Annotated in this window: 10 protein-coding genes; 6 read left to right on the forward strand and 4 right to left on the reverse strand. The window is 59.7% G+C overall.

The features are described 5' to 3' along the window. Positions 1-102 precede the first annotated feature (102 nt). Positions 103-2,052, forward strand: coding sequence for an alpha/beta hydrolase family protein (locus tag ABVT36_RS13705; RefSeq protein WP_368457050.1), 1,950 nt, complete (start codon positions 103-105; stop codon positions 2,050-2,052). Between the two features lie 81 nt (positions 2,053-2,133). Here the strand turns inward: ABVT36_RS13705 and ABVT36_RS13710 are convergent, their stop codons facing one another. Next, complete coding sequence (locus ABVT36_RS13710; protein ID WP_368457051.1) at positions 2,134-2,832, reverse strand: hypothetical protein; 699 nt, start codon at positions 2,830-2,832, stop codon at positions 2,134-2,136. After that, positions 2,738-5,563: an excinuclease ABC subunit UvrA gene (uvrA, locus tag ABVT36_RS13715; protein ID WP_367149314.1), complete on the reverse strand. Its 2,826-nt coding sequence runs from the start codon at positions 5,561-5,563 to the stop codon at positions 2,738-2,740. Before uvrA ends, ABVT36_RS13710 begins: the two co-directional genes overlap by 95 nt. 164 nt (positions 5,564-5,727) lie before the next feature. Between uvrA and ABVT36_RS13720 the strand changes: the two genes are divergently transcribed. From ABVT36_RS13720 to ABVT36_RS13730, 3 genes are all read left to right on the forward strand, one after another. Continuing rightward, positions 5,728-6,903 carry an MFS transporter gene (locus ABVT36_RS13720; protein ID WP_367149313.1) on the forward strand — a complete coding sequence of 392 codons (1,176 nt, stop codon included), beginning with the start codon at positions 5,728-5,730 and terminating at the stop codon, positions 6,901-6,903. Positions 6,904-7,042: 139 nt separating this feature from the next. Further along, positions 7,043-7,585, forward strand: coding sequence for a single-stranded DNA-binding protein (gene ssb, locus ABVT36_RS13725; protein WP_367149389.1), 543 nt, complete (start codon positions 7,043-7,045; stop codon positions 7,583-7,585). Positions 7,586-7,600: 15 nt separating this feature from the next. Next, complete coding sequence (locus ABVT36_RS13730) at positions 7,601-8,455, forward strand: sugar nucleotide-binding protein (RefSeq protein WP_368457052.1); 855 nt, start codon at positions 7,601-7,603, stop codon at positions 8,453-8,455. A gap of 98 nt (positions 8,456-8,553) precedes the next feature. On the opposite strand, the gene fabB is transcribed toward ABVT36_RS13730, so the two are convergent. Together fabB and fabA are read right to left on the reverse strand one after the other, a co-directional pair. Continuing rightward, positions 8,554-9,777, reverse strand: coding sequence for a beta-ketoacyl-ACP synthase I (fabB, locus tag ABVT36_RS13735; protein WP_367149311.1), 1,224 nt, complete (start codon positions 9,775-9,777; stop codon positions 8,554-8,556). Positions 9,778-9,844: 67 nt separating this feature from the next. Further along, positions 9,845-10,369, reverse strand: coding sequence for a 3-hydroxyacyl-[acyl-carrier-protein] dehydratase FabA (gene fabA / locus ABVT36_RS13740; RefSeq protein ID WP_367149310.1), 525 nt, complete (start codon positions 10,367-10,369; stop codon positions 9,845-9,847). A 287-nt stretch (positions 10,370-10,656) separates the two neighbouring features. On the opposite strand from fabA, the gene galU reads away from it, so the two are divergent. Together galU and ABVT36_RS13750 are read left to right on the forward strand one after the other, a co-directional pair. Continuing rightward, positions 10,657-11,505 carry a UTP--glucose-1-phosphate uridylyltransferase GalU gene (galU, locus tag ABVT36_RS13745; protein ID WP_368457053.1) on the forward strand — a complete coding sequence of 283 codons (849 nt, stop codon included), beginning with the start codon at positions 10,657-10,659 and terminating at the stop codon, positions 11,503-11,505. Positions 11,506-11,527: 22 nt separating this feature from the next. Beyond that, positions 11,528-12,877 carry a phosphomannomutase gene (locus tag ABVT36_RS13750; protein ID WP_368457054.1) on the forward strand — a complete coding sequence of 450 codons (1,350 nt, stop codon included), beginning with the start codon at positions 11,528-11,530 and terminating at the stop codon, positions 12,875-12,877. The last annotated feature ends 36 nt before the right edge of the window (positions 12,878-12,913 follow it).

Consider the following 12,913-nt stretch of genomic DNA (forward strand, 5'->3'; position numbering starts at 1 on the left):
GCGCTTTTTCGTGTATTTCGTGCCTATTGATCCGCTGATTAAATGCCGCTATTTTGTCTGGTCTTTCTTTTATTATCTTTTACAAAATACGAAGGATTTTTCATGCTCAGGCGTTGGGTGGGTCCGGTTTGGTTGGCCCTATTGTCAGTTGTTGTGGCCCTGCCCGCGGTGGCCGATTCCATCAATCTCCCCGTGGAGGCATTCGCCAAGTTGCCCGCATACCGGGCCGTGGATCTGTCTCCGGATGGCAAGCGTTTCGCCGCGATTATCAATGTCAAAGGACAGACTGTCGTCTATGCCCAAGACCTCGGGAAAACCGGAGGGATCTATCCGGTCACAAAGACTGACAACAAGAAATATAAGGTGAATTGGATTCGGTGGGCGAATAATCAGTATCTGGTCATGAGCTTCTGGTATCCGAGCCGTGCGAATGGTGCCGGAATCACCAGTACCCGCTTGATGGCAGTAAAATACGATGAGCCGGGTTCAATGCGAAACCTGATTCAGATTCGGTCTAAGTCCGAGCGCGACCCCCAATATCAGGACGACGTTGTCGATTGGTTGCCGGAAGAGCCCGATTATATTTTGGTGGCGCTGGATATTGACGCAGTGGGGTCCAAAGGCCTGTACAAGGTTCGACTGAGCAAGTCAGGGCGGAAAGCGATACGCAAGGCCCGCGGTGGCAAGGCCCGCACCGTGGACTGGATTTTGGATGGCAATCATCAGCCGCGTGTATACGTCGATCTGGAAAAGGACACCTACCGCGTTTTCTATCGACGTACAGGGGAAAAAGCTTATCGCTTGGGGTGGAGCTATACGGCACTGTCGGAAGACAGGCTCAGGCCGCTAGCATTTGGTGAGACCGATAGCGAATTGATTGTCAGCGGATACCGGGATGGTTACCGGGCCCTTTACAAAGTCGACCTTGAAAATCCAACATTGGGAAAACAGCTTCTTTATGCCCGCAAGGGCTACGATGTTTCGGGGCAGTTGCTGTATTCCAACTGGCGTAAAGGCTTTGTGGGTCTGGTGGCTCCCAAAGATGACAGCATGTATCACCTGTGGGATGACCAGTTTGCTGCGTTCGATGCTGCTATCAACAGGGCACTGCCGGGCACGGACAACTATATCGTCGATATGAGTAACAACGGCCAGATATATCTGTTGTATACCGTCAGCAGCGACCAGCCCGGTAAGTATTTTTACGGAGACAGAAAGTCCGGCACTGTGACACCGATAGCATCCTCTTACCCGGCACTCGATACCATCGACCTGCCTGAGAAGCGAGTGGTGCGCTACAAGGCCAGGGACGGTCTGCAGATAGAGGCGTTTCTTACCTTGCCACAAACGGTGGAGCAGGAACAATTACCGACGATTTTGTTTCCCCACGGTGGGCCCATAGCTGCAGATACGGATACCTTTGACTACTGGACACAATTTTTCGTCAGCCGTGGCTACGCGGTACTGCAGATGAATTTTCGCGGTTCGGCGGGCTACGGCTATGATTTTATGGCCGCTGGGTTCAAGAGCTGGGGTCTGCAGATGCAGGACGACATCAGTGACGGATTGCAGTGGCTGGTGGAACAGGGTATTGCGGACCCGAACCGGGTCTGTATCGTGGGCGGCTCCTACGGTGGCTATGCAGCCCTGATGGGGGTAGCCAAGACACCGGATACCTACCGCTGTGCGGTGAGCTTTGCCGGCGTAACGGATCTGCAGATGCTGCTGCGAAACCAACGTCGCTTTTTAAACAATGAAATTGTCGAGCGGCAAATAGGCAGTCTGCGCGACGACAAGCAAAGACTGCGTGAGACTTCACCGCGCCTGCTGGCCGAGCGGATAAAAGTGCCGGTGTTGTTGGCCCATGGAAACAAAGACAGAATCGTTCCGGTGAGGCACTCCGAGGCCATGGCCAAGGCATTGCAAAAGGCTGGAACGCCATTTGAACTGGTGGTCTACGAAGACGGGGACCACTATCTGAGCAAGGAGGAGCATAGGCTCGCCCTGTTTCGCAAAATGGACAGCTTCCTGGCGGCAAACCTTTCTCGCTGAGTCCAAGCCCCTCACGGAGGGGCCTGACCCAAGTCTATTTCAGGGCAGTCTAGACTTAAAATCAACTTGCCGGGCAGGATTTTACTTCCGCGGAAATATGTTCGGAGTTGGATTGATAACAATCTCCGAGAGGAGAGCAGAAGCAGGCGATGAGAGAGAGATTGAACCGCTCTTTATCAATTTTTTGCAGAGGTCGACGGATAAGTTGCCTCTGTAGATTCTTAGAAACTCGAAGTCAGACTTTGCCGGGATAATAGTATTGTCTGTCGGGCTGGTGACGATTCCCCCGGATTCAAAGTTGATGTTCGTCCCTTCCTTTTGTGCTTTGCCGATTCTTTGCATTAGTTCGTTATATTCTTTTCGACAACAGCCTTTTAAGAATTCCGTATGATTGGAATACAGGATATCGTTGTGGTTGAACTGAATGGATTTTAGGATGGCTGGTCCGGACCCGGCATTTTTAAGTGTAAAGGATATGAGAGGCTTTTTCTCCTGAACATCAAAGTTGCCGTGGGAGAATTCAACAATCGGTATGGTCATCACTTTGACCTGAAGGTTGGCCGCTCTGGCCTGTTGATAGGTGGCGTAGAAAGAGGCAGTGGAAATCAGTATGGCGCAGAGCGCGATCAATTCCTTATGCCGCATTAACCCGACAACTGATTTGGTTGCCGGGTTAATGGGAGGTCTATCCGAGCATTGGTTTGAGGAATCGCCCGGTATGGGAGGCTTCCATTTCTGCCACTTCTTCCGGTGAGCCAGCGGCAATGATTTGCCCGCCACCCGAGCCTCCCTCCGGGCCCAGGTCCACTATCCAGTCTGCGGTTTTTATGACGTCCAGGTTGTGCTCTATCACAACGATGGTGTTGCCGTGGTCGCGCAGCCGGTGCAATACATCCAGCAGTAACTGTATGTCGGCGAAGTGCAGACCGGTGGTGGGTTCATCGAGGATATAAAGGGTCTGGCCGGTGTCGCGCTTGGACAGTTCACGAGAGAGCTTGACCCGCTGGGCCTCGCCGCCGGACAGGGTGGTGGCGGCCTGCCCCAGTTTGATATACGACAGGCCTACGTCCATCAGTGTCTGTAACTTCTTGGCCACGCTGGGCACCGGATCGAAAAATTCCCGCGCTTCCTCCACGGTCATCTCCAGTACCTGATGGATGCTTTTGCCCTTGTACTGCACTTCGAGGGTTTCGCGGTTGTAGCGCTTGCCCTGGCAGGTGTCGCAGGGCACGTAGATATCCGGCAGGAAGTGCATCTCCACCTTGATAACACCGTCGCCCTGGCAGGCCTCGCAGCGTCCCCCCTTGACGTTAAAACTAAAGCGCCCGGGCTTGTAGCCCCGGGAGCGCGCCTCCTGGGTGCCGGCAAACAGTTCTCGGATAGGGGTGAAGATACCGGTGTAGGTGGCGGGATTTGAGCGCGGCGTGCGGCCGATGGGGCTCTGGTCGATATCGACACACTTGTCGAAATACTCCAGGCCGTAGACCGCCTTATAGGGGGATGCCTTGAGAGTTGTGGCCTTGTTCAGGGCGGTGGCTGCCAGAGGGTAGAGAGTCGTGTTGATCAGGGTGGACTTGCCGGAGCCGGATACTCCCGTTACGCAGGTAAACAGACCCACTGGAATTTCCAGGTCCACATTGCGCAAATTGTTGCCGCTGGCACCTTCCAGGCGCAGGATAAAATCCGGATCCGGGACATAGCGCTCCTCGGGTACGGCGATTTTCTTTCTCCCGGACAGGTATTGGCCGGTTAGGGAGTGCTTACACCCGGCCACCTGTGCGTGGGTCCCCACCGCAACCACCTCGCCGCCGTGGACTCCCGCCCCGGGCCCTATGTCGATGATATGGTCGGCGCTGCGGATGGCGTCCTCATCGTGTTCCACGACGATCACCGTATTGCCCAGGTCGCGCAGGTGGGTGAGAGTGTTGAGCAGGCGTTCATTGTCGCGCTGGTGCAGGCCGATCGAGGGCTCGTCGAGAATATACATCACGCCCACCAGCCCGGCGCCTATCTGGCTGGCCAGGCGAATGCGCTGGGCCTCGCCACCGGACAGCGTCTCCGCGCTGCGGTTCAGGGTCAGGTAATTGAGCCCCACATCCACCAGGAAGCGGAAGCGATCGCGGAGTTCCTTGAGGATTTTGTCGGCGATCTCCTTCTGCGCACCCTTGAACTTCAACTGGTGGCCGAAATAGTCAAAGGCATCGCCTACCGGCATGGCGGTGATCTGGGCCAGGGTGCGGTTGTCGATGAAAACATTGCGCGCCTCTTGGCGCAGACGGGTGCCGTTGCACTCCGGGCATTTCTGGGTGCTCAGGTACTTGGCCAGTTCCTCGCGCACAGATTGGGATTCGGTATCCCGGTAGCGGCGCTGGAAGTTGGGGATAATGCCTTCGAAACTGTGGCGGCGCACAGTGACGTCACCTCGGTCGTTGACGTAGCTGAAGTCGATCACCTCGTCACCGCTGCCCTGCAGCAGTGTCTGGCGGTCGCGCTTGCGCAGCTTTCTCCAGGGCCTGTCCAGATCGAAACCATAGTGTTCGGCCAGGGAGTCGAGCATATGGTAGTAGTAGATATTGCGTCTGTCCCAGCCACGGATGGCGCCCTCGGAGATGCTGCTGTCCGGGTCGATAATCAATTTGTCCTCATCGAAAAACTGCTTCACTCCCAGGCCGTCGCAGCTGGGGCAGGCCCCGGCGGGATTGTTGAACGAGAACAGCCGCGGTTCCAGCTCATTTAGCGAGTAGTCACATACCGGGCAGGCGTGGCGGGCGGAAAAGAGCCGGTCTTCCCCGCCGCCCTCCATAAAACTGATGGAGGCGATACCGTCGGTGAGATGCAGTGCCGTCTCAAAAGATTCAGCCAGGCGCAGCTGCAGCCCTTCGCGCACCTTGAAACGGTCTACCACCACTTCGATGGTGTGCTTTCTGCGTTTATCCAGCTTGGGCGTGTCGTCCAGGTCGCACACCAGGCCGTCGATGCGTGCGCGCACAAAGCCGTCGCGCCGCAGCCGCTCGAATACATGGACATGCTCGCCCTTGCGATCGCGCACAATGGGGGCCAGCAGCATCATCTTGGTGTCCTCCGGCAGGGCCAGCACCTGGTCCACCATCTGGCTCACAGTCTGTGCCTGCAACGGCTCGCCGTGCTCGGGACAGCGGGGTTCGCCCACACGGGCAAACAACAGGCGCAGGTAGTCGTAGATCTCCGTTATGGTCCCCACGGTGGAGCGGGGGTTGTGGGAGGTGGATTTCTGTTCGATGGAAATGGCCGGGGAGAGCCCCTCGACCGTATCCACATCGGGTTTTTCCATCATCGACAGGAACTGGCGCGCATAGGTGGACAGGGACTCTACATAGCGGCGCTGGCCCTCTGCGTAGAGGGTGTCGAAAGCGAGAGAGGACTTGCCGGAGCCAGAGAGTCCGGTGATGACAATCAGCTTATCGCGGGGAATATCCAGGTCGATGTTCTTCAGGTTGTGGGTGCGCGCACCCCGTACATAAATCGTGTCCACGCTCGCTTGGTCCTGTGCTGGCTGGCGGAAAACGGTCAAGTATAAGCTGGCAGCCAGGCGGACCAAACCCCCGTGTCCGTCGTCGCTGTGGTGCAGATTATTTATCCACCTGTGCCCCCAGCGCTGGTACAATGCGCGCCGGATTAAGCTGTCCCACGCAACTCATGAATTCCACCGAACGTCGCGCCCTCGCCGGTCTGGCCGCCCTGTATGTGTTCCGCATGCTCGGGCTGTTTATGGTGTTGCCGGTACTGTCGGTGTACGGGACCGGCTACCGCCACAGCACTCCGGCGCTGCTGGGGTTGGCCCTGGGGGTCTATGGGCTGAGCCAGGCACTGCTGCAGGTACCGCTGGGAGTGCTGTCCGACCGCTGGGGGCGCAAGCCGGTGATCTACGCCGGCCTGACTCTGTTTGCCGCCGGCAGTTTGCTGGCGGCACAGACGGATTCGGTGTATGGCCTCATTGCCGGGCGGGCGCTGCAGGGCTGTGGTGCCATAGCCGCGGCGACCATGGCGCTGATGGCAGACCTGACCCGGGATGAGAATCGCGGCAAGGCAATGGCGGCTATCGGTGCCGCCATCGGTCTGGCGTTTATGCTGGCAGTAATTCTGGGTCCGCTACTGGCTGGCGCCGGCGGCCTGCAGGCGATTTTCTGGCTGACCGCGGTGCTGGCGCTGCTGGGCATGCTGTTGTTGTGGCGGCTGGTGCCGACCCCGGCCACCAGGCCCCGCCAGCGTGTTTATCGCGGCGACTTTCGCCAGCTGCTGCAAAGCGGTGAGACCTGGCAGCTGGTGAGCGGTGTGTTTTTCTCACACTTGCTGTTGACCGCCCTGTTCGTGCCGCTGCCGCTTGTGGTTGTGGCACAGCTCGGCTTGCCCGGTGCGGAACACTGGAAACTGTATGCCCCGCTGATGCTGGGCTCGTTTGTGGCGATGTTGCCGCTGATGCGCCTGGCGGAGCGCCGCGGCCGCGTGCCCATGGCCATGGGCGTGGCATTAGCGGGACTTGCAGCGGGGAGTCTGGCCCTGGTCACCGGCGGCGCCTGGCTGCTGGTCGCGCTGCTGGTGGTATTTTTCATCTCGTTTAACCTGCTGGAGGCGCTGCTGCCGGCCCAGCTGACACGCGGCGCCCCGGAGCGGGCCAGAGGTGCCGCCTCAGGCCTTTACGCCACACTGCAGTTTTTTGGCGCTTTTGTCGGCGGCAGCCTGGGTGGCTATCTCTATGGCCAGGGCGGCGCAGCGGCGGTCGCACTGCTGGGACTGGTTGTGGTACTACTGTGGGGCTGCCTCTGGTGGTCGCTGCGCCGGGAACCCCAGGCAGGCCCTGGCGCTGGGCAGTGATGCGGCGACTGTTGTATCCTGCTGGATAAAAATACACTGGTTTGCGCTGCGCCAGTGGCGCCCTACCGACGGCGCGATCGAACCTTTTAATTTGCACAACGACAATCCCGGCACCGTCCGGGTGATGAAGGAGAGGGCTATGGCCAGGGGTATCAATAAAGTCATTCTGATCGGCAATCTGGGCGGAGACCCGGAGACCCGTTATATGCCCAGTGGTGGCGCTGTCACCAACGTCTCTCTCGCCACTTCCGAGTCCTGGAAGGACAAGCAGAGTGGCCAGCAGCAGGAGCGCACCGAGTGGCACCGGGTGGTGTTTTTCAACCGCTTGGCGGAAATCGCCGGCGAGTACCTGCGCAAGGGCAGCAAGGTCTATGTAGAGGGCTCCCTGCGCACCCGCAAGTGGCAGGACAAGAATACCGGGCAGGACCGCTACTCTACCGAGGTGGTCGCCAGTGAAATGCAGATGCTCGACAGCCGAGGTGGCGAGCAGGGCGGCTACGGCCAGGGTTATGACCAGCAGCCGGGCGACGGCTATTCTCAGGGGGGGCAGCCGGACCCCTACAACCAGGGGCGCAGCTCGGCGCCTACGGCACCATCTGCCAACCAGCCCTCCGGCCAGGCCCCCAAACCGGCTCCTGCGGGCGGCTTCGACAACAGCTTCGACGACGATATTCCCTTTTAAGGTCGATCGGGGACAGTGAGGGACCATCAGGGGCTGCAGTCGGATGCGGTAGATATTATTGGCGCCGGCAACGAGGTCGACAGTACCTTGCAAAAGCGGCTGCAGCGGGCGGGTTTTCGCGTCAAACTATTTTCCCCGGCACAAGTCGACAAGCTGCGCCGGACTTCCCTGGTGATCAATGCCGCCGGCTGTGCCGGGAGCCGGGAGCTGCCTGCGGCACTCGCGGCCTGCCGCTACCTGGCAAACCGCGGTGACCAGGCAATTCTGCATCTCTCTTCCTACCGGGTGTTCCCCGGCCGGGCGCGAAAGCGCTACTACGAAGACGACGAGCCACAACCGAAAAGCGAGGTGGGCACCCAGTGGCTGGCTTGTGAGCAAGCCCTGGGGAACCACCGGCACAGCACTGTGTTGCGCCTGGGCTGGATGGTGGATCGCAGCGACAGCGCTCTGCTGGGGCGTATTCTGCGCAGCTTGACCAGTCGCCAGTTGGTGTCCTTGGACGACAAGGCGCTGGGCAGCCCGGTAACGCTTTTCGACCTGGGCCGAGTGGTCACTGCAATGGTGCAGCAGCTTGCCAGCGGCGCGCCGACCGCCGGTATCTACCATTACGGCGCCGCCGACAGTTGTACGGCGATGGAGTTTGCCGGGGAGGTGGAGGAGCGCGCGCAGTCTTTCTACGAAGAGGGGTTTAGTGCCGGACTCCAGGCCCTGCCGGGAGCGGAAGCCGGAAGCAGTGTGGTATTGGACTGTGGCAGGCTGCGGGATGTCTTCGGAATTCAGCAGCGCAGCTGGCGCCAGGGCCTGACGCGACAGGTGGAGTTATGGCTGGAGCGGCTGGCGGCGGATCACAAAGGTGGGAGTGACACCTAGGGCCAGCTCATTTAGTGTGAACAGGCCCTGACACCGGTTGCGCAAAAAAAACAGACACTCCGCCCGGCGCCGATGCGCCGGAAAGCACAGCTGCCAGCTCAGATCTTGTCGAACACCAGGCTGGCGTTGGTGCCCCCAAAACCGAAGCTGTTTGACAGGGCGCGGTGGATTTTCGTGCTGCGCAGCTCGGTCACCAGGTCCATACCGGCCGCGGCCTCATCCCGGTTTTCCACATTGGCCGAGGCGGCGATGAAATCATTCTGCATCATCAGCAGGCAGTAGATGGCTTCCTGGACCCCCGCCGCACCCAGGGAGTGGCCGGTGAGGGATTTGGTGGAGGCGAATGCCGGTACCTGATCGCCGAAGACTTCGCGCATCGCCCGCAGCTCCGCCACGTCACCGACGGGGGTCGAGGTGCCGTGGGTATTGATGTAGTCCACAGGTCCTTCCAGGCCCCTTCCGTCAGCGCCGGCCAGGGCCTGCTGCATACAGCGCACCGCGCCCTCGCCGCTGGGGGCGACCATGTCGTAGCCGTCGGAAGTGGCGCCATAGCCGGTCAATTCGGCGTAGATGGTGGCGCCGCGGGCTTTCGCGTGTTCCATCTCCTCCAGCACCAGACAGCCGCCGCCGCCGGCGATGACAAAGCCGTCGCGGTCCGCATCGTAGGGGCGCGATGCCTTCTCCGGCGTGCCGTTATATTTGCTGGACAGGGCACCCATGGCATCAAACAGGTGGGTCAGGCTCCAGGCCAGCTCTTCGCCGCCGCCGGCAAAGACGATGTCCTGCTTGCCCATCTGGATCAGCTCGGCGCCGTTGCCGATACAGTGTGCACTGGTGGCGCAGGCGGAGGAGATGCTGTAGTTGACCCCCTTGATCTTGAAGGGGGTGGCGAGACAGGCGGAGACGGTACTGCCCATCACCTGGGGCACCCGGAAGGCGCCGACGCGGCGCACCCCCTTGTCTTTCAGGGTCTGCGCAGCGTCAATGATCGCGGCGGTGGATGTGCCGCCGGAGCCCATGACAATGCCGCTGCGCGGATTGGAAATGTCGCTTTCCTCGAGGCCGGAAGTGCGGATGGCCTCCTGCATGGCGATATAGGCGTAGGCGGCGGAATCCCCCATAAAGCGTAGGTGCTTGCGATCGATATGTTCCTTGAAATCGATCTCAACCTTGCCGGAGACCTGGCTGCGCAGGCCCAGTTCGCGGTATTCCTCATCGGCTGTGATGCCGCTGCAGCCATTCTTCAGTGAGGCGGTGACCGCCTCCAGATTGGCGCCAATGCAGGATGTGATCCCCATTCCGGTAATAGCAACCCGACGCATACTGGTCTCCGTTTAAGCTTCCTGGCAGTTTACGCTGTTATTGTCCCCGGTTGTATTTGCCACCGGGTTAAAAATTGTCCGTGCGGGTGAACAGACCTACGCGCAGATCCTTGGCCGTATAAATCTCGCGGCCGTCCACTGACACTGAGCCGTCGCCGATTCCCATCACCAGTTTGCGCTCAACCAGGCGGCTCATCTGGATATGATAGGAGACCTTTTTCGCGGTGGGTAAGATCTGGCCGGTGAACTTGACCTCGCCACAGCCGAGGGCGCGTCCGCGGCCCGGGTTGCCTTTCCAGGCGAGAAAATAGCCCAGCAACTGCCACATGGCATCCAGGCCGAGGCAGCCGGGCATCACCGGGTCGCCGGGGAAGTGGCACTCGAAGAACCACAGGTCCGGGTGGATATCCAGTTCGGCGATCAGCTCACCCTTGCCGTGAGCGCCGCCATCTTTGGAGATATGGGTGATGCGGTCCAGCATCAGCATATTGGGTGCAGGCAACTGGGCGTTGCCGGGGCCGAACATCTCCCCGCGTGAGCAGGCAAGCAATTCATCACGGCTATAACTGCTTTTCTGAACGAAATTACTCATTTTGTTCCCGTTTCTGGGTGATCACGTCACACTGGGTGGACGTTTTTGTAAGAGCGGGCATTCTAAATAATGGTGGGTCCTTGTCCAGTCGGCCACCTGTCTTTTGCGGTTCGCACGGGTGCTGCTGACTAGATTGTGGGGGTTGGCTGCCGCAAATGCCTACGCTGCCAATGACGAATTTTCCGCCTATGGGGCCCTTCCCACAGGTGAACAGCGCCGTTATTTTGTGCTAAGTTGCCCGCCCGGCGCGGCAAAGCGTCGGCAGGGATCGTTTGTTGGGGATCAAAATGTTAAAGAAATGCCTGTTTCCGGTCGCCGGCTACGGCACCCGCTTTCTGCCCGCCACCAAGGCCATGCCCAAGGAGATGCTGCCGCTGGTCAACAAACCGCTGGTGCAGTACGGCGTTGAGGAGGCCATCGAGGCGGGGATCAATGAGATTGGCTTCGTGACTGGCCGTGGGAAAAGGGCTATCGAAGATCATTTCGACACCAATTTTGAACTCGAACACCAGATTGCCGGCACCGGCAAGGAGCGCTACCTGGACTCGGTGCGCTATGTCATCGATCGGGCCAGTTTCTCCTACACCCGCCAGGGGGAAATGCGCGGGCTGGGGGACGCCATTTTGCAGGGGCAGCGCCTGGTGGGGGATGAACCCTTTGCCGTTGTGTTGGCCGACGACCTCTGCCTGAACGCGGAACGCGGTGTATTGGCGCAGATGGTACAGCTCTACAAGCAGTTTCGCTGCAGTATTGTCGCCGTTGAAGAGGTGCCGCGGGACCAGATTCACAAATTCGGTGTTATCGCCGGTAATGAGATCAAGCCGGGCCTGTACCAGGTCACCGATATGGTGGAGAAACCGGCCGCGGAAGCGGCGCCGAGTAATATGGCGATCATCGGCCGCTACATTCTGACTCCGGATATCTTTGAGCTGATCCGCGAGACACCGCCGGGCAAAAATGGCGAGGTACAGATCACCGACGCCCTGCTCACCCAGGCGCAGCGGGGCTGTGTGCTGGCCTACCGGTTTGTGGGGCGCCGCTTCGACTGCGGTTCCGTGGACGGCTTTGTCGAGGCCACCAACCACGTCTACGAGCATGTCTATCTGCCGGCCCAGGTAGAGCCGGCAAAGCAATAATCGTACAAAAAGCGGTTAATAAATGTCAGAGCTGAGCTGCTTCAAAGCCTACGACCTGCGGGGCCGTGTGCCCGATGAGCTGAATGCCGATGTGGCCTATCGGGTCGGGCGGGCCTTTGCCCGGTTTCTCACTGCGCGCCGTGTAGTGGTTGGACACGATATCCGTCTCACCAGCCCGGAATTGACCCAAGCGCTGGTGGAAGGGCTGCGGGATGCCGGTGCCGATGTCTATCACATCGGCGAATGCGGTACCGAGGAGGTCTACTTCGCCACTTTCCACGGCCACTTCGACGGCGGCATCTGTGTCACCGCGAGTCACAATCCGATGGACTACAACGGCATGAAGTTCGTGCGCGCCGGCAGCCGCCCCATCAGTGGTGACAGTGGTCTCGACGAAATCAGGCAGCTGGCCGAACTCAATGCCTTCCCCTCTGTGGAGCGCCGGGGCGAATTGCACCCCTATGCCCACCGCGACGATTTTGTCCGGCACCTGCTGGGCTATGTGGACCGGGCAGCGCTAAAGCCCCTCAAGCTGGTGGTCAACGCCGGCAATGGGGGAGCTGGAGCGGTGGTGGATGCGCTGGCGCCGCAGCTGCCGTTTGAATTTGTACGTGTACACCACGAGGCGGACGGCAGTTTCCCCAACGGTATTCCCAACCCGCTACTGCCAGAAAATCGCGGCTCCACCGCCGAGGCCGTGCGGGCCAGTGGCGCCGATTTCGGTATCGCCTGGGACGGCGACTTCGACCGCTGTTTTTTCTTCGATGAGAAGGGCGCATTTATCGAGGGCTATTACGTGGTCGGCCTGCTGGCCGAAAGTTTCCTGCTCAAACACAGGGGCGCCAGGGTGGTGCACGACCCCCGCCTGACCTGGAATACCGAGGACATAGTGCGCTCTACCGGCGGTGAGCCGGTGCAGAGCAAAACCGGCCACGCCTTTATCAAGGAGCGTATGCGCAGGGAGGACGCCATCTACGGTGGCGAGATGAGCGCCCATCACTACTTCCGCGACTTCGCCTACTGTGACAGCGGCATGATTCCCTGGCTTCTGGTGGCGGAATTGGTCAGCCGTACCGGCAAGTCCCTGTCGGACCTGGTTAGCGAACGCATGGCGGCTTTTCCCTGTTCCGGAGAGATCAATTCCAGGGTGAGCGACGCCGGGGCGCTGTTGCGTACGGTTGAGGAGAAATACGCGCCTGGGGCGGAAGCCGTGGACCACGTGGATGGACTCAGTGTCGCTTTCCCCCGCTGGCGTTTCAATTTGCGGATGTCCAATACGGAGCCGGTGGTGCGCCTCAATGTCGAGTCCCGGGGGGACAGGGCGCTGATGGAAGCCAAGACCCAGGAGCTGCTGCAGCTGATCCGGGCTTGATACGCGGCCCCATCGAAAAAGCGGTCACAACAGGGC

Source organism: Microbulbifer sp. TYP-18 (assembly GCF_040932045.1).
GTDB lineage: Bacteria > Pseudomonadota > Gammaproteobacteria > Pseudomonadales > Cellvibrionaceae > Microbulbifer.